Source organism: Pseudomonas sp. Z4-7, assembly GCF_051131965.1.
Lineage (GTDB): Bacteria > Pseudomonadota > Gammaproteobacteria > Pseudomonadales > Pseudomonadaceae > Aquipseudomonas.
The window spans coordinates 5,314,484-5,336,374 of record NZ_CP071642.1; the positions used below are offsets into that span (position 1 = coordinate 5,314,484).

At 62.2% G+C, this 21,891-nt stretch carries 23 protein-coding genes; 7 read left to right on the top strand and 16 right to left on the bottom strand.

Going from position 1 to position 21,891, the window contains the following annotated elements; genetic code table 11:
• Window positions 1-100 precede the first annotated feature (100 nt).
• Window positions 101-265, top strand: a complete 165-nt coding sequence (arfA, locus tag J3P91_RS23870) for an alternative ribosome rescue factor ArfA (protein WP_030140368.1) — start codon at window positions 101-103, stop codon at window positions 263-265.
• A 72-nt stretch (window positions 266-337) separates the two neighbouring features.
• A complete protein-coding gene (locus tag J3P91_RS23875) occupies window positions 338-1,660 on the top strand; it encodes a lytic murein transglycosylase (protein WP_434601916.1) in 1,323 nt (440 codons plus the stop codon).
• Between the two features lie 128 nt (window positions 1,661-1,788).
• Here J3P91_RS23875 and J3P91_RS23880 read toward each other — a convergent pair whose 3' ends face one another.
• Complete coding sequence (locus tag J3P91_RS23880; RefSeq protein WP_434601917.1) at window positions 1,789-2,727, bottom strand: S66 peptidase family protein; 939 nt, start codon at window positions 2,725-2,727, stop codon at window positions 1,789-1,791.
• Window positions 2,728-2,983: 256 nt separating this feature from the next.
• On the opposite strand from J3P91_RS23880, the gene J3P91_RS23885 reads away from it, so the two are divergent.
• Window positions 2,984-3,127 (top strand): hypothetical protein, encoded by a 144-nt coding sequence (locus J3P91_RS23885; RefSeq protein WP_434601918.1) that lies wholly within the window; start codon window positions 2,984-2,986, stop codon window positions 3,125-3,127.
• A 523-nt stretch (window positions 3,128-3,650) separates the two neighbouring features.
• Here the strand turns inward: J3P91_RS23885 and lipA are convergent.
• From lipA to J3P91_RS23945, 12 genes are all read right to left on the bottom strand, one after another.
• Window positions 3,651-4,673, bottom strand: a complete 1,023-nt coding sequence (lipA, locus tag J3P91_RS23890) for a lipoyl synthase (protein ID WP_014340371.1) — start codon at window positions 4,671-4,673, stop codon at window positions 3,651-3,653.
• A gap of 1 nt (window position 4,674) precedes the next feature.
• Entirely contained in the window at window positions 4,675-5,322 is a 648-nt protein-coding gene (gene lipB / locus J3P91_RS23895) for a lipoyl(octanoyl) transferase LipB (RefSeq protein ID WP_434601919.1), read from the bottom strand.
• Window positions 5,322-5,597 carry a DUF493 domain-containing protein gene (locus tag J3P91_RS23900; protein ID WP_053125656.1) on the bottom strand — a complete coding sequence of 92 codons (276 nt, stop codon included), beginning with the start codon at window positions 5,595-5,597 and terminating at the stop codon, window positions 5,322-5,324. The genes lipB and J3P91_RS23900 overlap by 1 nt, the downstream gene beginning before the upstream one ends.
• Before the next feature lie 82 nt (window positions 5,598-5,679).
• Window positions 5,680-6,837: a D-alanyl-D-alanine carboxypeptidase family protein gene (locus J3P91_RS23905; protein ID WP_434571608.1), complete on the bottom strand. Its 1,158-nt coding sequence runs from the start codon at window positions 6,835-6,837 to the stop codon at window positions 5,680-5,682.
• Window positions 6,838-7,005: 168 nt separating this feature from the next.
• Window positions 7,006-8,031 (bottom strand): septal ring lytic transglycosylase RlpA family protein, encoded by a 1,026-nt coding sequence (locus J3P91_RS23910; protein WP_434601920.1) that lies wholly within the window; start codon window positions 8,029-8,031, stop codon window positions 7,006-7,008.
• The gene (gene mltB, locus J3P91_RS23915) at window positions 8,031-9,041 is read right to left on the bottom strand and encodes a lytic murein transglycosylase B (protein ID WP_305498581.1); all 1,011 of its coding nucleotides are present in this window, start codon (window positions 9,039-9,041) and stop codon (window positions 8,031-8,033) included. The genes J3P91_RS23910 and mltB overlap by 1 nt, the downstream gene beginning before the upstream one ends.
• Window positions 9,042-9,058: 17 nt before the next feature.
• A complete protein-coding gene (gene rodA, locus J3P91_RS23920) occupies window positions 9,059-10,162 on the bottom strand; it encodes a rod shape-determining protein RodA (protein WP_305501174.1) in 1,104 nt (367 codons plus the stop codon).
• Between the two features lie 31 nt (window positions 10,163-10,193).
• Window positions 10,194-12,089, bottom strand: coding sequence for a penicillin-binding protein 2 (mrdA, locus tag J3P91_RS23925; protein ID WP_305498579.1), 1,896 nt, complete (start codon window positions 12,087-12,089; stop codon window positions 10,194-10,196).
• A gap of 10 nt (window positions 12,090-12,099) precedes the next feature.
• Window positions 12,100-12,567, bottom strand: a complete 468-nt coding sequence (gene rlmH, locus J3P91_RS23930) for a 23S rRNA (pseudouridine(1915)-N(3))-methyltransferase RlmH (protein ID WP_003185785.1) — start codon at window positions 12,565-12,567, stop codon at window positions 12,100-12,102.
• 9 nt (window positions 12,568-12,576) lie between these two features.
• Entirely contained in the window at window positions 12,577-13,071 is a 495-nt protein-coding gene (gene rsfS, locus J3P91_RS23935) for a ribosome silencing factor (protein ID WP_434571605.1), read from the bottom strand.
• Window positions 13,072-13,143: 72 nt separating this feature from the next.
• Window positions 13,144-13,815, bottom strand: coding sequence for a nicotinate-nucleotide adenylyltransferase (gene nadD, locus J3P91_RS23940; protein WP_434574088.1), 672 nt, complete (start codon window positions 13,813-13,815; stop codon window positions 13,144-13,146).
• Between the two features lie 28 nt (window positions 13,816-13,843).
• On the bottom strand, window positions 13,844-15,115 hold the full coding sequence (locus J3P91_RS23945) for a glutamate-5-semialdehyde dehydrogenase (RefSeq protein ID WP_434601921.1): 1,272 nt from the start codon (window positions 15,113-15,115) through the stop codon (window positions 13,844-13,846).
• A gap of 198 nt (window positions 15,116-15,313) precedes the next feature.
• Here J3P91_RS23945 and J3P91_RS23950 point away from each other — a divergent pair, with 198 nt between their 5' ends.
• Window positions 15,314-15,994, top strand: coding sequence for a DNA-3-methyladenine glycosylase (locus J3P91_RS23950; RefSeq protein WP_434601922.1), 681 nt, complete (start codon window positions 15,314-15,316; stop codon window positions 15,992-15,994).
• A 281-nt stretch (window positions 15,995-16,275) separates the two neighbouring features.
• Window positions 16,276-17,592 carry a bifunctional DedA family/phosphatase PAP2 family protein gene (locus J3P91_RS23955; RefSeq protein ID WP_434571599.1) on the top strand — a complete coding sequence of 439 codons (1,317 nt, stop codon included), beginning with the start codon at window positions 16,276-16,278 and terminating at the stop codon, window positions 17,590-17,592.
• 143 nt (window positions 17,593-17,735) lie between these two features.
• On the opposite strand, the gene J3P91_RS23960 is transcribed toward J3P91_RS23955, so the two are convergent.
• Genes J3P91_RS23960 through J3P91_RS23970 form a run of 3 tightly spaced genes read right to left on the bottom strand, consistent with a single transcriptional unit; the run spans window position 17,736 to window position 19,415 of the window.
• Window positions 17,736-18,326, bottom strand: coding sequence for an LON peptidase substrate-binding domain-containing protein (locus J3P91_RS23960; protein WP_434601923.1), 591 nt, complete (start codon window positions 18,324-18,326; stop codon window positions 17,736-17,738).
• Window positions 18,327-18,336: 10 nt separating this feature from the next.
• A complete protein-coding gene (locus J3P91_RS23965; protein ID WP_305498569.1) occupies window positions 18,337-19,053 on the bottom strand; it encodes an LrgB family protein in 717 nt (238 codons plus the stop codon).
• Window positions 19,050-19,415, bottom strand: a complete 366-nt coding sequence (locus J3P91_RS23970) for a CidA/LrgA family protein (RefSeq protein WP_434571594.1) — start codon at window positions 19,413-19,415, stop codon at window positions 19,050-19,052. The genes J3P91_RS23965 and J3P91_RS23970 overlap by 4 nt, the downstream gene beginning before the upstream one ends.
• Before the next feature lie 188 nt (window positions 19,416-19,603).
• Here J3P91_RS23970 and J3P91_RS23975 point away from each other — a divergent pair, with 188 nt between their 5' ends.
• The gene (locus tag J3P91_RS23975; RefSeq protein ID WP_305498567.1) at window positions 19,604-20,059 is read left to right on the top strand and encodes a MaoC family dehydratase; all 456 of its coding nucleotides are present in this window, start codon (window positions 19,604-19,606) and stop codon (window positions 20,057-20,059) included.
• Between the two features lie 93 nt (window positions 20,060-20,152).
• Window positions 20,153-21,871, top strand: coding sequence for a C13 family peptidase (locus J3P91_RS23980; protein WP_434601924.1), 1,719 nt, complete (start codon window positions 20,153-20,155; stop codon window positions 21,869-21,871).
• Window positions 21,872-21,891: the final 20 nt, after the last annotated feature.

Consider the following 21,891-nt stretch of genomic DNA (forward strand, 5'->3'; position numbering starts at 1 on the left):
TCATTCAGGTGACATATCCTGCACAGCGCAGGGACTGGACAAAACCCCAGCCCTGACCCATCATCTGCCCCGCTAAACCCAACCTGTGAGAGATCCCGTCATGAGCAAAAAGCCATCCAGGCATGGCCCCAACAAGGCCAAGTCCATCGTCGCCCAGCCCCTGTTCCGCAGCCGCCAGGAACGACCCGCCAAGGGCAAAGGCAGCTACCGCCGCGAAGCCTTCCAGTCTGACAACTGGGAGGCTTCTTGCTTTCTGGCAGCTTGAAACACTCGAACAAGCTCTACAGCCCCTGCCCATGTTAAGGTCAGCACTTGATTCGTTTATCTGGACCCGTGCATGCCCCTTTGCCTTTCCCGTCGTTGGCCACTGCGCCAATTGATAGCTTCCGCAAGCGTTGCGTTATTGGTCGCCTGCGCTGAAAAACCCACCGCCGCCGACGCCCAACCGCTCAAGACCCTGCCTGCCGTGACCGCACCGGCCATCGTGCCGCCCGTAGTGCCGACCGGGGAGAACCTGGATATTGCGCCGACCCAGACCTTCGCCGAATGGCAAGCCGGGTTTCGCAAGGAAGCACTGGCCGCCGGGATCCGGGCCGACCTGTTCGACCGTGCCTTTATCGGCGTCAGCCCGGACATGAGCGTGATCAAGGCGGATCGCAGCCAACCTGAATTCAGCCGGCCGGTATGGGAATACCTCGATGGCGCCTTGTCACCTTTGCGGGTGCGCAAAGGCCAGGCCTTGCTCCAGCAGCACGCCGACATCCTGCAAAGCATCGAACAGCGCTACGGCGTTGATCGCCAGGCGCTGGTAGCGGTGTGGGGCATGGAGAGCAATTTCGGCCAGTTCCAGGGGACCAAGTCAGTGATCAATTCCCTGGCCACCCTCGCCTACGAAGGACGGCGCCCGGGCTTTGCCCACGCACAACTGATTGCCGCGCTGCAAATTCTGCAACAGGGCGATATCACCCCGGAAAAAATGCTCGGCTCCTGGGCCGGCGCCATGGGCCAGACCCAGTTCATTCCCACCACCTACAACACCCATGCGGTGGACTTCGATGGCGATGGGCGTCGTGATATCTGGGGCAGCGCCACCGATGCCCTGGCCTCGACCGCGCATTACCTGCAGAGCTCCGGCTGGCAGCGCGGCCAACCGTGGGGGTTCGAGGTGTCGCTCGGTGAAGGCTTCGACTACACCCTGGCCGACGGCACGATTCGCAAGCCCGTCTCCGAATGGGAGCGCCTGGGCGTTTCCGAATATGGCGGCTTGCCGATTGCCCCGGATGAGAAACAGCTCTCGGCTTCCCTTCTCCTGCCGGCAGGCCATCGCGGCCCGGCATTCCTGATATTCGATAACTTCCGAGCCATCCTCAAGTACAACAACTCATCGTCCTACGCCTTGGCGGTTGGGCTGTTGTCGCAGCGCTTCGCTGGCGCAGGCCTGGTCTACGGCCAGTGGCCAAAGGAGGACCTGCCACTGAGCCGCAGCGAACGTATCGAACTGCAGACCCTGCTGGGCAAGCACAACTACGATGCGGGCACGCCTGATGGCATTATCGGCGCCAACACCCGCAAGGCGATCCGCGGCGCCCAGCAGTCGTTTGGCTGGCCGGCGGATGGGTATCCGACACACAAGTTGCTGGAGGCGTTGCGTAGTCGCTGAATCGATGTATGGCGGCTGACGCCATCGCGAGCAAGCTCGCTCCCACAGTGGCTGCGTTCCGTCAGGGAAACTCGGTCGAATGTGGGAGCGAGCTTGCTCGCGATGACTGACTTGCAGGCGCTACAAGACTAGCGGCTGACCACCACATCCTGCTCCAGCACCAGCCTCTTCTCCCCCGCATCCAGCGTCACCAGCGCGCCCATCGGCAACGTCAGGTTCGGATCGCAATGCCCGCTGCGCCAGCCGGACAACACCGGAATACGCAGTGGTTCGAAGGTCTGCTTGAACAAGCGGTTCAGCGCATCGCCATCCACACCGGCGACATCCCCCAATAGCACGCCTCGCAGCTTCGCAAGGGTGCCTGCCAGCCGCAATTGGGTCAGCAGACGGTCGATGCGATAGAGCGGCTCATTGACGTCCTCGACCAGCAGGATTACACCTTCGGCATCAATTTCGTAGGGCGTGCCCATGGTTGCGGCGATCATCGACAGATTGCCGCCCAGCAGGCGCCCTCGGGCAACGCCGGGTTCCACGGTGGTCAATGGATAGGCTGCGGGATGGCTCAGTACGTCGCCCGCCTTCAATTGGCCGCGCAGCAGGCTGAAAAAGGACGTGACGGTCGGGGGCTCCTTGTCGCTCAGCAGGTCGGCGTTGAGCAACGGTCCGTGAAAGGTCACGAAGCCGGCGTAACGGCTGATTGCCAAGTGCAGTGCGGTGATGTCGCTGTAGCCGACGAAGGGCTTGGGGTTTCGTTTAATAAGCTCGAAGTCGATGCGATCGAGCAGGCGGGGGGTGCCGTAGCCTCCGCGCAGGCAGATGATCGCGTTTACCTCTGGGTCGGCGAAGGCGGCGTGCAGGTCGTTCAGTCGTGTATCGTCGCTGCCGGCCAGGTAGCCGTCTTTTTCGTAGACGCCGGGGAAGATTCGCAGATCATGGCCTCTGGCGCGCATCCATTGGATGGCTTTTTCCGTGTCCAATGGGGCCGGGCCGGCGGGGGCGATCACGGCGATCAGGCCTTCGGGCGGGAGGGCTGGGACGGGGTGATGGGGGGTTAGGGTCTGGACCATGGAGCTCCCGGCTTTGAGACTTAGATATGTGTGTATATCCGTTGCTGCGGTAACGGCTGCTTATGGTTCCGCTCTTACAGCGGCTCACTTTTGGAGAAGCGCCAAAAGTAAGCAAAAACGCTTTGCCCCACCACTCGGCACCTCGCCTAGGCTCGGTGTGCCCTCACTCCGGCATTGCTCCGTGGGCCCGCCGCGAAGGGCCATCCATGGCCCAGCGCGGCTATCCCGGCATCCATGCCGGGATGCCCACTGCGCAATGCCTGCGTTCGGCCAGCGTGGTTTAACGGGGCGCTTAGATCAAGAGCAAAAGCAAAAGCAAAAAGCAAAAAGCAAAAAGCAAAAAGCAAAAAGCAAAAAGCAAAAAGCAAAAAGCGGTTGGGGCTGGTATTTATGGGGCTGAACCACCGCTTTCGCGAGCAAGCTCGCTCCCACATTGGATTTTCAATACACCGCAAAACCCTGTGGGAGCGAGCCTGCTCGCGAAGAGGCCTGTACACCCAACATCACCGCAAACTGACACACCGCCTTCGCGAGCAGGCTCGCTCCCACAGGAGAAACGCGATCCATCAGAAACCAGGTCGGCCCCAAAGCCGCCTGGGTTTTTGCTTTTGCTTTTGCTTTTTGCTTTTGATCTGAACCGCCCCGTTAACCACGATGGCTGAATGAAGGCATTGCGCAGTGGGTAACCCGGCATGGATGCCGGGTTAGCCGCGCTGGGCCATGGATGGCCCTTCGCGGCGACCCACGGAGCGATGCCTTCATTCAGGCATGCCGAGCCTAGGCGAGGCACCGAGTGGTGGGGCAAAGCCTTTTTGGTTACTTTTTTGGCGTCTGAAAAAAGTGACCCGCCGTAAGGGCGGAACCATAAGCCGCCGTTACGCTAAAACGGATATACACACCACCCAGAAAAACCCAACGCCAAATCAGGACCCAAGCAACTCAGCCTTGACCAACTTAGCCTGCTCATCCGCATGATACGAAGACCGCACCAACGGCCCCGAAGCAACGTTCTTGAAGCCCATCTTGTACCCCTCCTCCGCAAACCAGGCAAAGGTATCCGGATGCACAAAGCGCTGCACCGGCAAATGGCTACGGGAAGGCTGCAGATATTGGCCCAGGGTCAGCATGTCGATGTCGTGCTCACGCATGCGCTTCATGACCTCGATGACCTCCTCATCAGTCTCACCCAGGCCCAGCATCAAGCCAGACTTGGTCGGAATATGCGGCATCATCTGCTTGAAACGCTGCAGCAGGGTCAGCGACCACTGGTAGTCCGAACCCGGGCGCGCAGCCTTGTACAGGCGTGGCACGGTTTCCAGGTTGTGGTTGAACACATCCGGCGGCTCGGCGGCGGTGATTTCCAGGGCAATGTCCATGCGGCCACGGTAATCAGGCACCAGGGTTTCCAGTTGCACGTTCGGCGACAGCTTGCGAATCTCGCGGATGCAGTCGGCGAAGTGCTGGGCACCGCCGTCACGCAGGTCGTCACGGTCCACCGAGGTGATGACCACGTATTTCAGCTTCAGGTCGGCGATGGCGATGGCCAGGCTTTCCGGCTCGTTGGTGTCCAATGGCTTCGGACGGCCATGGCCGACGTCGCAGAACGGGCAACGACGGGTGCAGATGTCGCCCATGATCATGAACGTCGCGGTGCCGCCGGAGAAGCACTCGCCCAGGTTCGGGCAGGAGGCTTCTTCGCAGACGCTGTGCAGCTTGTGCTTGCGCAGCAGGGCCTTGATCCGGTCGACTTCCGGAGAGACCGGGATGCGCACGCGGATCCAGTCGGGTTTCTTCGGCAGTTCGGTGGTCGGGATGATCTTGACCGGAATGCGTGCAACCTTCTCGGCGCCGCGCAGCTTGACGCCGGCCTCTACCTTGGCACGCGGGGCCGGACGTTCGGTGACGTCCAGCGTCGGGATCATGGTTTGCACTGCATCAGTAGTCATATCAGTCGATTCCGCCCGTGAGGGTCGTCTGCTCAGCATAGTCGAGGTGTTTGACGAGCTGCGCGCGCAGCCGGGCACTTACCTCGGCAAATTCAATCGATCCTGTGTGATCGCGCAGCTGGGTCATTGCCAGCCCTGCATAGCCACAGGGATTAATCCGTCTAAACGGTTCAAGATTCATGTCCACGTTCAGCGCCAGGCCATGGAACGAACAGCCATGGCGGATGCGCAAGCCGAGCGAGGCGATCTTCGCCCCGTCGACGTAGACGCCCGGTGCATCCGGCTTGGCCGCCGCGGTCACACCGTAGCTGGCGAGCAGCTCGATCAGGCATGTTTCCATGCGAGTGACCAGCTCGCGCACGCCGAACCCCAGCTTGCGCACATCCAGCAACAGGTAGGCAACAAGTTGGCCGGGGCCATGGTAAGTCACCTGCCCGCCTCGGTCGACCTTCATCACCGGGATATCGCCCGGTAGCAGCAAGTGCTCGGCCTTGCCGGCCTGGCCCTGGGTGAACACCGGCGGGTGTTCCACCAGCCAGACTTCGTCGTCGGCGCTGGTGCCACGTTCGTTCGTGAAGCGCTGCATGGCATGCCAGACCGGCTCGTAAGCCATGCTGCCCAGCTCGCGAAAGCCTAGCGTGCCCGGCATCACAACACCATGTGCACGAAACCGGTCGCTCGCAGCTCGCTGTTGATGTCGTAGAGCTGTTCCTGGCCGGTGGCAATGATGTGCAACTGGATGGTCGTGTATTTGCCGTTGGTACTCTGGCGCTCGGCCAGGGTCTTGTGGTCAACGGTGGCGTGTTTTTCAAGGATCGCGATGATCTTGTCCTTGAAGCCCACACCGGTATCGCCGATTACCTTGATCGGATAATCCGCGCAGGGAAATTCGATCTTTGGCGCTTTTACTTCGGAGTCTGTCATGGCGTAACGGCCTCGCAAGCCGTGATAACGAACATGGCCCCGCACCGGAAAGGAACGGGGCCATGCAGGTCAACACTCGAAATCAGTTGAACAAGCCGTAGAAGAATAGACGGATGCTATCCCACATGCGGCGGAAAATACCACCTTCCTCGACCGCGTCCAGCGCGATCAGGTCGGCGCTGTGCACCACCTTGTCGTCCAGTTTGACTTCGACCTTGCCGATCACGTCACCCTTGGCGATAGGCGCGGTCAGCTGAGGGTTCATGGTCATGCTGGCGGCAAGCTTCTTGAGCTGGCCTTTAGGCAAGGTCATGGTCAGGTCCTGCGCCAGGCCGGCTTTCACCTGGTTGCTGGTGCCTTTCCACACCTGGGCCTGGGCCAGTTCGGTGCCCTTCTGGTAGAAGGTCTGGGTTTCGAAGAAACGGAAACCGTAGGTCAGCAGCTTCTGGGTCTCGGCGGCGCGGGCCACTTCGCTGTTGGTGCCGAACACCACGGCGATCAGGCGCATGCCGTCACGAACCGCCGAAGACACCATGCAGTAGCCAGCCTCCTCGGTGTGGCCGGTCTTCAGGCCATCGACGGTCTTGTCGCGCCATAGCAACAGGTTGCGGTTAGGCTGCTTGATGCCGTTCCAGAAGAATTCCTTCTGGGAGTAGATGGCGTAATGCGCAGGGTCTTCGTGGATGATTGCCCGGGCCAGGATCGCCATGTCGTGAGCCGAGGAATAATGCTCGGGGTTCGGCAGGCCGGTCGGGTTCATGAAGTGGCTGTTGGTCATGCCCAGGTCGGCGACCGTCTTGTTCATCATGTCGGCGAACGCGTCTTCGCTGCCGGCGATGTGCTCGGCGAGGGCGACGCTGGCGTCGTTGCCGGACTGGATGATGATGCCGTGCAGCAGGTCGCTGACGGTCACTTGCGAACCGACCTTGATGAACATCCGCGAACCGCCGGTGCGCCAGGCGTTTTCGCTGACGGTCACCGGATCGTTTTCACCGATCTGGCCGCGACGGATCTCCAGCGTGGCGATGTACGCGGTCATCAGCTTGGTCAGGCTGGCCGGTGGCAGGCGCTGGTCACCATTGTTCTCTACCAGCACATTGCCGCTGCTGGCATCCATGAGGACATAGGCTTTGGCCGCCAGTTGCGGAGGCGAAGGCATCATCTCGACCGCGAACGCGGCCGGAGAAAGAAGCAGCGGGACTAGCAGGCAAAGGCGTTTGGCAAAGGTGGTGATGTTCATCCGTCTCTCGAAATCGCTAATGGGACTGCCCGAAGGCAAAAACTGAACTGGCAATTCTACAAGGATCTGCCGCGTATTTAAGTTGCTCACTCACAACCCTTGCCGGGTTTTTGTTATTCGTGGGCCAACAACCTGACCCGCCCAAACCACGAGCGGGCCCTCAATCAATCATTCGGACGTGACCAGGCTCGGCGAACCGAGATTGGCCAGGCGCACGCTATTTTGCACTTGCTGGACCTCACCCGGAGAACCGATCGGCCCCAGGCGCACCCGATGCAGGGTCTGCTGGTTGCGCACGATCGAGCTGATGAACACCGGCGCGCTGACCATCGAGCTCAGCTTCGACCTCAACAGTTCTGCAGCGTCCGGGTTGGCGAACGCGCCCACTTGCAGATACTGGCCAGACGCTGTTGCAGAAGCGTTTTTTTTTGCATCGATCTGCACCGGCACCACCGCCGCGGCGTGTTGCTGCGGCGGCGGGGTCCATTGCTCGACCGTGCCGGTGGAGGCCGTCACGGTCGGCGCGGCATTTTGCGCCACTTTCGGCTCGTTGAGCATCAAAGGCGCCGGACGGCCACGCTGGGCCCACCATTCCTGCGGATCGATGCCTTCGACCTTGACCCGGGCGGTGCCGGTTTCAGCGTAACCGAGCTTCTTCGCCGCCGCGTACGACAAATCGATGATGCGATCGGAATAAAACGGCCCACGGTCGTTGACCCGCAGGATCACCGTCTTGTTGTTGTCCAGGTTGGTTACCCGTACATAACTGGGCAGCGGCAAGGTTTTATGGGCCGCGCTCATGCCGTACAGGTCGTACACCTCGCCATTGGCAGTGTTCTGGCCGTGGAACTTGGTGCCGTACCAGGACGCCGTGCCCGAAGCGACGTAGCGCTTGGATTCGGCGATCGGAAAATAGGTCTTGCCCAGCACCGTATATGGATTGGCCTTGTAGGGGCCGGTGTGCAGGGTCGGTGTCGCGTCGGGAATGCGCGAGACATCGACATCCCACCACGGCGCGCCATCCTTGTGGGCCCGGTTGATGTCCAGGCCCGGTGTGGCCCGCACGACGTTGGGACTTTTCTGGGTCGGTGCGCGACTGGTCGAACAGCTCACGACCAGCAAAGACAGCGCCGCCAATGCCACCAGCTTGAGGGGCCTGGCTTTCAGGGGTTGATAGGTAGGCATTGCCCGCATTATTTGACGCCCCGTGCTTTGACCAGCTCTTCAGACAGTTGATATACGGCCATGGCGTACATCACGCTGCGGTTATAACGCGTAATCGCGTAGAAATTCTTCAGGCCCATCCAGTATTCGGGGCCCTGCTCGCCTTCCAGGCGCATCGCGGTGACCGGCATGTCGTCACGCAGCGCATCATGACTCGACCAGCCCAGCGCTCGCAACTCCCCGACGGTTTTTGTCGGCTCGATGCCCGTGGTCAGGCCTTGGTCCACCTGGTCGCCACGCACGTCCGCAAGGCTGACCACAGGCTCGCCGGCCTCCCAGCCATGCCGTTTGAAATAACTGGCAACACTGCCGATGGCATCGGTCGGGTTGGTCCAGATATTAATGTGGCCGTCGCCGTCGAAGTCCACCGCATAGGCGCGGAAACTGCTGGGCATAAACTGTGGCAAGCCCATGGCCCCGGCGTAGGAGCCCTTGAGGGTCAGCGGATCGACCTGCTCTTCACGGGCCAGCAGGAGGAATTCGCGTAGCTCCTTGCGGAAGAACTCGGCGCGCGGCGGGTAATCGAAGCCCAGGGTCGACAAGGCGTCGATCACTCGGAAATTCCCGGTGTTGCGGCCGAAGAAGGTCTCGACGCCGATGATGGATACGATGACCTGGGCCGGTACGCCATATTCCTGCTCGGCGCGGGCCAGGGCGGCTTCGTGCTGGCGCCAGAAGTCCACACCCCGGGCGATACGCGCCTCGGTGATGAACATCGGCCGGTACTCGCTCCACTGCTTGACCCGCTCGGCGGGCCGGGAAATCGCGTCGAGGATCGACTGCTTGCGCTCGGCCTCGCGAAACACGCCCATCAGCTGTTCACCGGCAAAACCGTAGTCGCGAGTCATCTCACCGACGAATTCGGCCACCTGCGGCGAGCCTTCGTATTCGCCGGCCAGGGCCTGCGGCGCACAGCCCAGGAAGCCGACCAGGCCGACCCACGGCGCATATCGCGTCGACCAGCCACGCATTGCTTGCATTGAACTCTTCACCTTATTCAAACCTGCGCGATCCACTTGCGATGCGTATGGATCGACATCAAAACCCCAAACGCTGACAGTAGCGTCACCAGCGAAGTTCCTCCGTAGCTAATGAACGGCAACGGCACCCCCACCACCGGCAGCAGGCCACTGACCATACCGATGTTGACGAAAACATAAACAAAAAACGTCATGGTCAGGCTGCCCGCCAACAACTTGCCGAACAGCGTCTGGGCCTGGGCGGTAATCACCAGCCCGCGCCCGATCAACAGCAGATAGATCAGCAACAGCACGCAAATGCCCACCAGGCCGAACTCCTCGCCCATCACGGCGATGATGAAGTCGGTGTGGCTTTCTGGTAAAAAATCCAGGTGCGACTGGGTGCCCATCAGCCAGCCCTTGCCGAATACCCCGCCGGAACCGATGGCGGCCTTGGACTGGATAATGTTCCAGCCGGTGCCCAGCGGATCGCTTTCCGGGTCGAGGAAGGTCAGTACCCGCTGCTTCTGGTAGTCGTGCATCACGAAATACCACATGGCCACCGACACCGGCACGGCTGCAGCGATCACGCTGAGGATCCAGCGCCAGCGCAACCCGCCCATGAACAGCACGAACGCACCCCCGGCGAGGATCAGCAGCGAGGTGCCGAGGTCCGGCTGGCGGACGATGAGAATGAACGGAATGCCGATCAGCAACAGACTGATACACACATGCTTGAGCTGCGGCGGCAAGGACCGCTTGGACAAGTACCAGGCGATGGTCGCCGGCATGATGATCTTGAGAAATTCCGAAGGCTGGAAGCGGATCACCCCGGGGATGTTGATCCAGCGGGTGGCACCCATGGCGTTGTGGCCCATGATGTCGACCACTACCAGCAAACCCACGCCGACCACATAAGCCAGCGGCACCCAACGCGCCATGAACCGTGGTTCGAGCTGGGCAATGACGATCATTGAAACCAGGCCGATGCCGAACGAGGTGGCCTGCTTGGCCAGCAGGTCCCAGCTCTTGCCGCTGGCCGAATACAGCACGAACAGGCTGCCGGCGGCCAGCGTCAGCAACAGGATCAGCAACGGACCGTCGATGTGCATGCGCTGCAGCAAGGTGGCGCGACGGCGCATCACATCTTCGCTGGAGAGGATACGGTCGAAATTATTCTTCACGGGCCGTAGCCTCCGCGCTGATGGGGCTTGCGAATTCGGGCTTGAGCTGGCCGTGCTCATCCAGCAGCCAGGCGTCCATGATCTGGCGCACCACCGGCGCGGCGACGCCGGAGCCGGATTCACCGTTCTCGACCATCACCGACACGACGATCTTCGGGTTCTCGGCGGGCGCGAAGCCAACGAACAAGGCGTGGTCGCGATGGCGTTCCTGGACCTTGGAGCGGTCGTACTTCTCGCCCTGCTTGATCGCTACCACCTGGGCGGTACCGCTCTTGCCGGCAATGCGGTATTGCGCACCGATGGCCGCCTTGCGCGCGGTGCCCCGGGCGCCGTGCATGACCTGCTGCATGCCGTTGTTGACCTTCTGCCAGTCCGACGGGTTGCGCAGGATGATGTCCGGCATCGGGTCCGGGTCCACCGGTTTCTGGCCTTCGATGGTCTTCGCCAGGTGCGGCCGATACCATTTGCCTTTGCTCGCCACCAGCGCCGTGGCCTGGGCCAGTTGCAGGGGCGTGGCCTGCATGTAGCCCTGGCCGATCCCCAGGATCAGGGTTTCGCCGGGGAACCAGGCCTGGCGGCGAGTCGCTCGCTTCCATTCCCGGGACGGCATCAGGCCCGGGGATTCTTCGAACATGTCCAGGGAGACTTTCTGACCAAGGCCGAACTTGTTCATGTAGGACGACAACCGATCGATCCCCAGCTTGTGGGCCAAGTCATAGAAGTAGGTGTCGTTGGACCGCATGATCGCCGCTTCCAGGTCCACGTAGCCGTCACCGGTGCGGTTCCAGTTACGGTACTTGTGGTCGTAGTTGGGCAATTGGTAATAACCCGGGTCATAGACCCGGCTCGACGCGGTCACCACTCCGGCATCCAGCCCGGCAATCGCCACGGCCGGCTTGATGGTCGAACCTGGCGGATAAAGGCCACGCAGCACGCGGTTGAACAACGGCCGGTCGATGGAATCGCGCAGCTCGGCGTAGGCCTTGAAGCTGATGCCGGTGACGAACAGGTTCGGGTCGAAACTCGGCTGGCTGACCATCGCCAGGACTTCGCCGGTGTTCGGGTCCAGCGCAACCACCGCGCCACGTCGTCCACCCAGCGCCGCTTCGGCGGCTTCCTGCAACTTGATGTCGAGGCTCAGGACGATGTCCTTGCCTGGAATCGGGTCGGTACGCTTGAGCACGCGCAGCACGCGGCCGCGAGCGTTGGTCTCGACCTCCTCGTAGCCGACCTGGCCGTGCAGCTCGGCCTCGTAGAAGCGCTCGATGCCGGTCTTGCCGATATGGTGGGTGCCGCTGTAGTTGACCGGGTCGAGGGTCTTGAGCTCTTTTTCGTTGATTCGCCCCATGTAACCGACCGAGTGGGCGAAGTGCGGTCCCTGGGGATAATGCCGCACCAACTGCGCCACCACCTCGACGCCCGGCAGGCGGAACTGGTTAACCGCGATCAGGGCGATCTGTTCTTCGGTCAGCTCGAACATGATCGGCACCGGCTCGAAGGGGCGCCGGCCCTGGCGCATGCGCTTCTCGAAGATCGCCCGGTCCTCGGGGGTCAGTTGCAGCACTTCGACGATCACGTCGAGGACTTTCTGCCAGTCACCGGACCGCTCGCGGGTCATGCTCAGGCTGAAGCTCGGCCGGTTATCGGCCACCACCACGCCATTGCGGTCGAAAATCAGCCCGCGGGTCGGCGGGATCGGCTGCACATGCACGCGGTTACTTTCCGACAGGGTCGAGTGGTACTCGTACTGGATCACCTGGAGGAAATACAGCCGCGCGATCAGCACGCCGATCAGCGTGACCACCGTAATGGCGCCGAACACGACGCGGCCCCGCACCAGGCGGGCGTCTTTTTCGTGGTCCTTGATGCGGATCGGCTGAGGCATGAGTGCAGGATTACTTGTGATAAGGGTGCCCGGACAGGACTGTCCAGGCACGATACAACTGTTCACCGATCAGGATCCGCACCAGCGGATGCGGCAACGTCAGGGGCGACAACGACCAGCGTTGATCGGCCCGGGCGCAGACTTCCGGCGCCAGCCCCTCCGGACCGCCGACCATGAAATTGACCGTGCGCGAATCCAGCCGCCAGCGATCGAGCTCCACCGCCAGTTGCTCGGTACTCCAGGGCTTGCCATGAACTTCGAGTGTGACGATGCGCTCGTTCGGCCCGACCTTGGCCAGCATGGCTTCACCTTCCTGGCGGATAAAGCGCGCCACGTCGGCGTTCTTGCCGCGGGTATTGAGCGGAATTTCCACCAGTTCCAAAGCCAGCTCGGACGGAAGACGCTTGGCATATTCATGCCAGCCTTCTTCCACCCACTTGGGCATGCGAGAACCGACGGCGATCAGGCGCAGTCGCACAGCGATCCCTTATTGCTGGTCTTTGTTGAGCTTGGTGAAGTGCTCATGGGTGTTTTCCGGGCTGTGGTGCGCGGCGCTGGCCGAACGGCTCTGCTCGGCACCGGCCCACAGGCGCTCCAGGTCATAGAACTGGCGCGCCGAGGCGGTCATCATGTGCACGATGACGTCGTCCATGTCCAGCAGGACCCAGTCGCTGTCGCCCTTGCCTTCTTCGCCCAACGGCTTGACGCCCTGGGCCTTCACCGCTTCGCGGACCTTGTCGAGCATCGCGCCGATCTGGCGGTTCGAAGTACCGGTGGCGATGATCATGTAGTCGGTGATGCTCTGCTTTTCGCGAACGTCGATCACCTGGATGTCCTGGGCCTTGACGTCTTCCAGGGCCGCCACGGCCACCTTGACCAGTTCTTCACCGACCAGCGCCACGCCGGTTGGCGCTTCTACCGGCAGCGGGGCGCTCTTGAAAGTGCCCTTGCGCTTTACTTTGTTCAGGTCTTTGTCAGTCATATAAAACTCGTTTTGCTCGTATGTTCGGGCGCTTCGGTACACGTTGATTCGTGTCGGCGGAGCACGCCTTGTTCAGTTCGACGCACGGTACAGACCGTGCGCATCGATGTAGGCCAGGACCGCGTCGGGCACCAGGAAACGTACCGACTTACCGCTGGCCAGCAGTTGACGGATCTGGGTGGCGGATACCGCGAGCGGCGTCTGCCAGACGAATGCAATCTGTCCGCTCGGCCCCTTGAGGGCCAGCGGGTCGCTCACCGAGCGCGCCGCCAGCAGGTTGCGCAAGGCATCCGGCGGTTCGCTGTCGGCATCCGGGCGTTGCAGCACCAGGATGTGGCAATGCTGGAGCAACTCTTCCCAGCGGTGCCAAGTGGGCAGGCCGCAAAATGCGTCCCAGCCCAGAAGCAGGAAAACCTGGGCATCGGCGGCCAACTCGGCGCGCATCAGCTCCAGGGTATCAATGGTGTAGGACGGTTTGTCCCGCTGCAATTCGCGGGCGTCCACCACCAACGGCGCCACACCGGCCACCGCGCACTCGACCATCGCCAGGCGATCCTGCGCCGACACCTGCGGCGTATCCCGATGAGGTGGCCGGGCGCTGGGCGTCAGGCGCAGCTCATCGAGGGCCAGGGCATCGGCGACTTCCAGCGCACCGCGCAAATGGCCGATGTGCACCGGGTCGAACGTACCGCCCAGGATACCGATGCGCTTTGGCGCGGTCGCCGTCACAGCGGGCGTAGTCATGGAGGCCAGTGGGTCGAGGTCGCCCAAGTCAGGCTGGCTCCTGTCCGCGCAACTGGCCGTCGCCGACCACGATGTACTTCTCGCAGGTCAGGCCTTCCAGGCCCACCGGGCCACGGGCATGCAGCTTATCAGTAGAAATGCCGATCTCGGCACCCAATCCGTATTCGAAGCCGTCGGCAAAACAGGTCGGGGTGTTGATCATCACCGACGCCGAATCCACTTCAGCCACGAAGCGCCGGGTTTCGCCCTGGTGCTCGCTGACGATGGAATCGGTGTGGTGGGATCCGTGGCGATTGATGTGCTCGATGGCCTGGTCCAGCCCGTCCACCACGCGGATCGACAGGATCGGCGCGAGGTATTCGGTGTCCCAGTCCTCTGGCGTGGCGACTGCGGCCTCGATGATCGCCCGGGTCCGCTCGCAGCCACGCAGCTCGACGCCTTTTTCGCGGAACTGGGCCGCCATCGATGGCAGGAAATCCCCGGCGACGGCCTGGTCCACCAGCAGGGTCTCCATCGCGCCGCAGATGCCATAACGGTAGGTCTTGGCATTGAAGGCGATGCGCTGGGCCTTGGGCAATTCGGCGTGGGCGCTGACGTAGACATGGCAGATGCCGTCCAGGTGCTTGATCACCGGTACGCGGGCGTCGCGGCTGACTCGTTCGATCAGCCCCTTGCCGCCACGCGGGACGATGACGTCGACGAACTCGGGCATGGTGATCAACGCGCCGACCGCGGCGCGGTCGGTGGTTTCCACCACTTGCACGACCGCCGCCGGCAGGTTGGCTTCGGCCAGCCCGCGCTGGATGCAGGCGGCAATCGCACGGTTCGAATGGATCGCCTCGGAACCGCCGCGCAGGATGGTCGCGTTACCCGACTTCAGGCAAAGGCTCGCGGCGTCGATGGTCACGTTCGGCCGCGACTCGTAGATGATCCCGACCACACCCAGGGGCACGCGCATCTTGCCGACCTGGATACCCGACGGCCGATAGCTCATGTCGCGGATCGCCCCGACCGGGTCCGGCAGAGCCGCCACCTGACGCAGACCGACGATCATGCCGTCGATGCGTGCCGGAGTCAGCGCCAGACGCTCGAGCATGGCCGGTTCGAGCCCATTGGCCCGGCCGGCGGCCAGGTCCAGCTCGTTGGCGGCGGACAGCTCGGCGCGCGCAGCGTCCAGCGCATTGGCGGCGGCCTGCAGGGCGCGGTTTTTCTGCGCGGTGCTGGCACGACCGATGATGCGCGACGCTTCGCGGGCGGCGCGACCCAGGCGGGTCATGTAGTCAAGAACGGACTCAGTCATGGTCTGTGTGGTCTTGGCAAAGAGGAAAGCGGCAGATTATAGCTGTCGTAACCCGCGACTAACAGCATGGACTGACAGCGGTGACCGGCGGAGAAGCAAAACCGGCATGAATCGCTAGTGTTTCCGTGAATGTTCAGCGGTAATTAAGCTTTCCATTGTTATCATCTCGCTACTTTTGGCCTTGTTCCGTCCATGACCATGACCGATTCGCCTCCGATGCCCACTGCTTTGCCATACGCTTTTTTTGACCGCGACGCCCAGGAGCTTGCCAAGGATCTGCTGGGCAAGGTGATTCGCCACAAGGTTGGCGACCTGTGGCTGAGCGCGAGGATCATCGAGACCGAAGCGTATTACTTCGCCGAAAAGGGCAGCCACGCCTCGTTGGGCTACACGGAAAAGCGTAAGGCTTTGTTTCTGGATGGTGGCCACATCTATATGTACTACGCGCGGGGCGGCGATTCGCTGAATTTCAGCGCCCAAGGCCCGGGCAATGCCGTATTGATCAAATCGGCGTATCCCTGGGTGGACGCCATAAGCGGCCCGGCAAGCCTGGCGCAGATGTTGTTGAACAACCCCGATGCCCAAGACCGGCCACGCACGCCGCAGAAACTTTGTGCCGGACAGACCTTGCTGTGCAAGGCGCTGGGCCTGAAAGTGCCGGACTGGGACGCCAGACGCTTCGATCCTGAACGGCTGCTGGTGGAGGATGTGGGGGTGCCGACGGTCAATGTGATCCAGACCACTCGCCTGGGCATCCCGCTGGGGCGAGATGAGCACCTGCTTTACCGCTTCGTCGACGCCGCCTATGCGCCATGGTGCACCCGCAACCCGTTGCGACGCGGGCAGGTCGAGGGACGGGATTATTTTCTGCTTTCGTGAATCGAAAATTTCCCCTGTGGGAGCGGGCCTGCTCGCGAAGAGGACAGTCCTGCACCATTGATGTTGACTGATACTCCGCCATCGCGAGCAAGCTCGCTCCCACATTGGATTTCCTGTGGACGCAGATTTTGGCTACACCCGGAATTACCCTGTGGGAGCGAGCTTGCTCGCGATGGCGTCAGGCTTGTGAAGTGAAGGCTGGCTGACACACCGCTTTCGCGAGCAGGCTCGCTCCCACGGTAAAAAAACATGCGGTTTGAACAATAAATGGAGTTGTCCTTATGGGCCCTTGGCTCGATAGCATTACCGGCTGGCTGACCGTCAACCCGCAATGGCTGGCGGTGGCGGTGTTTGTCGTTGCTTGTATTGAATGCCTGGCCATCGCCGGGTTGATCGTGCCGGGCACCGTGCTGTTATTCGCGATTGCGGTGCTGGCCGGCAGCGGCGCTTTGTCCCTGGGCGAGACGTTGTTGCTGGGCCTTCTGGGTGGGCTGCTGGGGGATCTGGTGTCCTATTTCCTCGGCCGGCATTTCCACCAGAACATCCGGCGCCTGCCGGGGCTGCGGCAACATCCGGAATGGATGAGCGCGGCCGAGAGCTACTTCCAGCGCTATGGCATCGCCAGTCTGCTAGTGGGGCGGTTTATCGGGCCGTTGAGGCCGATGCTGCCGATGGTAGCCGGGATGTGCGACATGCCGTTCCCACGCTTCGCCGCCGTCAGCGTGCTCGCCGCGGCGGGCTGGACCGTGGCCTACCTGCTGCCGGGCTGGGCCACCGGCGCGGCGTTCCGCCTGCCGTTGCCCGAAGGTTTCTGGCCGCAGGCCGGCGTGGTCATCGGCAGCATCGCCGTGATGCTCGGGCTGAGTGTCAATAGCAGCCTGCGTCGTCATCGCCATGCCTCAGCGATCATCGCAAGTGTCGGCCTGGCGATCCTGATCGGCCTGTTTGTCGGCTTTCGTTACCTCACAGCCTTCGACCAGGGCCTGATCGCCCTGGTGCAGGAGCATCGCAGCGCGACCCTGGACGAGATCGCCGTGACGTTCACGCTGATCGGTGAATTCCGCTACATGTTGATCGTCTGCAGCCTGGTGACCGTGTTGCTGCTGTTTGCACGACAATGGCGGCAGGCAATCTTTGCCGGCGGCACGATGCTGCTTACGGCCCTGGCCAACACTGGCTTGAAACTGTTTTTCGCCCGCGTGCGCCCTGAGATTCTCAGCGAACCCTTGACCAGCTACAGCATGCCCAGCGGCCACGCCTCCGGCGCTTTCGCCCTGTTCCTGAGCCTGGCGATACTGGCCGGTCGCGGCCAACCACCGCGCCTGCGCCTGACCTGGCTACTGCTCGGCTCGTTGCCGGCGCTGGCGATTGCCTTGTCGCGGGTGTACCTCGGCGCCCACTGGCCGAGCGACATTGTTGCCGGGGCCGTGCTCGCCGCCACGGTCTGCGCCACTGTCCTGTGGCTGAGCCAGCGCCAGGAACCGTTGCGCGCCATGTCGCCGAAAGTCTGGTGGCTGGTCCTGCCGGCGCTGGCGGCGGCGTTCAGCTTCTTCGCCCTGCGGCACCTTCCGCATGCGATGTTGCGGTATGCCTACTAAAGCGCAGGCGCCGCCCCAACCTGTGGGAGCGAGCCTGCTCGCGAAAGCGGAGTGTCATTCAGCACATCCGCCAGCTGATCCACCGCTTTCGCGAGCAGGCTCGCTCCCACAGAGGTCCGCGTTGATCTGACGGTATAAGCACCTTAGGCAAACAGCTCACCCTGCAACTCATCCAGCAAGGCCTGGATCGCATCCAGGCGCTGCTGCGGGTCGTCGAGTTGCAGCAGGTCGATCTTGTCCAGTTCGTTGAACGGCAGCAGGTAAGCCAATTGATTGGCCAGTGACTGCTGACCGGTAGCCTCGGTGCCCATGTTCAGCGCCTCGACCATCGGGTGTTCCGCCAGGGCCCTGAGCAGCGCCACCAGGTCGGCATCCTCGTCCTGCAGCGGTTGCTCCGGCTCGTCTTCCAGCCACTCGATTTCAGCGACAGTCAGTTGATCCGGCTGGACACGGCTGGCATGCACGATGAAGCGCCGGCCGCCCTGCACACGAATGCCCAGCAGGCCGTTGTCCTGCTGGGAGAAGTCGGTAATCAGCGCCTCGCAGCCCACCCGGGCATAACCGTCGGGCGCGATACCGACCTCTTCGCCGTCAAGGATGCAGACCACCCCGAAGCCTTCGCCTTTTTTCATGCAGCGCCCGATCATATCGAGGTAACGCGCCTCGAATATCTGCAGGTCGAGGATGCAACCGGGAAAAAGCACGGTGTTCAATGGGAAAAGCGGCAAGCTCATAACCTGCTCCTTAGACCGTCATCGACACCACCAGCGGCAGCAGCACCGCCGTGGCCACGCCCATCAGACTCATCGCCAGCGCCGCGAAGGCACCGGACTCCTCGCTTTCCTGCAAGGCCACCGACGTACCCACCGCATGGGCAGTCAGCCCCAGGGCGATGCCCCGGGCCTCAGGGCTATGGACACCGAGCCGGGTCAGAATGCTCGGGCCGAGGATCGCGCCAAGCACCCCGGTGATCAGCACGAACACCGCCGCCATCGCCGCCACGCCACCGATCTGCTCGGCCACCAACATGGCGATCGGCGAAGTGACCGACTTGGGCGCCATGGTCATCAGAATCATGTGTTCGGCGCCAAAAGCCCAGCCCAGCACCACCGCAGAGCCGGTGGCAAACACCCCGCCTATCACCAGCGTAGTAAAAATCGGCCAGAACAATTGGCGGATCCGGCGCAGGTTCAGGTACAACGGCACCGCCAGCGCCACGGTCGCGGGGCCCAGCAAAATGCTGAGAATCTCGGTGCTTTTGCGGTACTCCGCGTAGCTGATGCCGCAGCCGACCAGCACGACAATCAACAGCACCATCGACATCAATACCGGCTGCAGGAACACCCAACGGGTCTTTTCGTACGCCGCCAGCACCAACTGGTAGGCGCCCAGGGTAATGCCGATGCCGAACAATGGATGGTGAATCACCGACGTCCAGGCCCCCTGCCAATCGAACATCATCGGGCATCCTCAGGCTCGACGATATGACGCCGGGCCAAACGTTGCATCAGCACGCCCGTCAGCGCCACGGAGAGCACCAGCGACAACACCAGCGCGCCAACGATGGCCCAGAAGTCGGCAGCGATCGCCCGGGCATAGACCATCACCCCCACCGCCGGCGGCACCAGCAGCAACGGCAGATAACGCAGCAGGCTGCTGGCGGCAAGGTTCAACGGCTCGCTGACTTCGCCACGGGCGATCAGATAGCCCAGCAACAGCAGCAGCCCGATGATCGGTCCCGGCAGGATCGGCAGGAACAAATGATTGATGGCGGTGCCCAGCAATTGGAACAGCACCAGCCAGGTCAGGCCCCGTAGCAACATCCGTTCTCTCCCCTGTAACACGTGTTCAAGCATGCGCGCCCATTATAAACACGCCCGCGCTATGGGTCGGCATTCGTAAAAAGCATGGTCGATGACCTGCCCCGCCGGTCATGTTGATCTACAGTGGTTTGCGGGGACACAGATCCCCGTTCCAGAAAAATAGAACAGATGACCCCAGGAGAGTCTCAATGCCCTACGTTCCCGTTGCAGAGCTCAAGGATTATGTCGGCAAGGAACTTGGATACTCCGACTGGCTGACCATCGACCAGGAGCGTATCAACCTGTTCGCCGAAGCCACCGGCGACTTCCAGTTCATCCACGTCGATCCGGTCAAGGCCGCGCAGACCCCGTTCGGCAGCACGATTGCCCACGGGTTCCTGTCGCTGTCGCTGATGCCCAAGTTGATGGAAGACATCCTGCTCCTTCCTGAGGGGGTGAAGATGGTGATCAACTACGGGCTGGACAGCGTGCGCTTCATCCAGCCAGTGAAAGTCGATTCCAAGGTCCGGCTCAAGGTCGACCTGGTGGACGTTACCGAGAAGAAACCTGGCCAATGGCTGCTCAAGGCCACCGCCACCCTGGAAATCGAAGGCTCGGAAAAACCGGCCTACATCGCCGAGCCGCTGTCACTCTGCTTCGTATAGGCCCTCGCGGTCGCGAAACCGCTCATGCAGTTTCGCATCGCTTCAACGCGCATAGCTGCGGCATACTCGTCGCCTGATTATCTGGATCCCGTTATGCGCGCACTTGTACCCCTGACCCTGACCCTCCTGCTCACCGCCTGCGGAAACGGCGAATCACCGCTGCCCCCAGACGCACGCCTGCCCGATGGCGGACGCTATCGCGGCGATCTGGTCGACGGGCTGTTGCAGGGCCAGGGCCGCATCGACTATCCCAACGGCAGCTGGTACGCCGGGCAGTTCGACAAGGGCCAGTGGCACGGCACCGGGGAATGGCATGGCAGCAATGGCGAGGTCTATCGCGGCCAGTTCCAGCATGGCCTGTTCCACGGCCAGGGCAGCCTGACCACACCGACCAGCAGCTACACCGGCGGTTTCAAGTTGGGCCGGCGGGACGGTGAAGGCACGCTCAAGGAAAACGGCGTGACCTACCGGGGCGAGTTCAAGGCCGACCGCTACTCCGGTCTCGGCCGCCTGGAACTCGACGACGGCAGCCAGTACCAGGGCCCGTTCGTCAACGGCAAGCCCAACGGCGAAGGCCAGCGCTTCGACGCCAGCGGCAACCAGTTCACCGGCCATTTCGTCGACGGCCAGCTCCAGGGCAAGGGCACGTTCAACAGCGCCGAAGGCGACGTCTACATCGGCGGCTTCAGGAATAACCAGCTCAACGGCCGCGGTCGCTACGAAAACGCCGATGGCGATGTCTGGATCGGCCAGTTCAAGGACGGTGCGCTGACCGGCAAGGGTGAACTGATCGGCGCCGATGGCAGCCACTACCGCGGGCGCTTCAATGACTGGCGCTTCACCGGCGAAGGTCGCCTGAACCTGCCCGACGGCAGCTTCTACATCGGCCAGTTCGAAGGCGACAGCTACCACGGGCGCGGCACGCTGGTGCTGACCGACGGCACCGTGCAGAGCGGCACCTGGGCCAACGGCCAACGAATACGTGACGCCGACGGCAGGCTGTTGCCCGATGTGCTCGAACTCGGCCTGCTGGCCCAGGGTCGCCTGCTTGACGAGGCCCTCGCCAACATCCCGGCCTCGACGTCGGCGGTGGAACTGTACAGCCTGACCCTGGGCGGCGATGGCAAGCAAAGCGTGTTCCTGCGTGAGTCCGACTACGTCGCCAACATGCTCGCCAGCCGTTTTGGCGCATTCGGCCAGATTCGCCTGGTGAACCATCGCGATCACCTCGGCGACCGGCCCATGGCCACTCGCGAAAACCTGCGCCGTGCCGCCGCCACGCTGGCCGAACGCAGCGGTCCGGAAGACCTGGTGTTCATCTACCTGACCAGCCACGGCAGCAGCGAACATGAACTGGTACTCGACCAGCCGCGCATGGAGCTGGCCGACCTGCTGGCTGACGAATTGGCCGCAGTGCTGGCGCCGCTGAAGAATCGCGACAAGATCATCGTGATCTCGGCCTGTTATTCCGGCGGTTTCATCCCCGCGCTCAAGGACGAACGGACCCTGATCATGACCGCCTCCCGGGCCGACCGGGTGTCTTTCGGCTGCTCCGAGGAGGCCAACTTCACCTACTTCGGCGATGCCTTGTTCGCCCAGGCGCTGAACCAGACCGACGATCTGGAACAAGCTTTCAAGCGGGCCAAGGGCATCGTTGCCGAACGGGAGCAGGCGGACAATTTCGAAGCGTCCGAACCACAGATGTGGGCGCCCCGGACCGTGCTTTCTCACTGGCAGCTGTTGCGCAAGCAACAGGCGCGAAAAGCATTACAAAGTGCTGCGTTGAACGACGAGGCTAAAAAGAGCAACTAAGCTGAACCGTATCAAGGGGG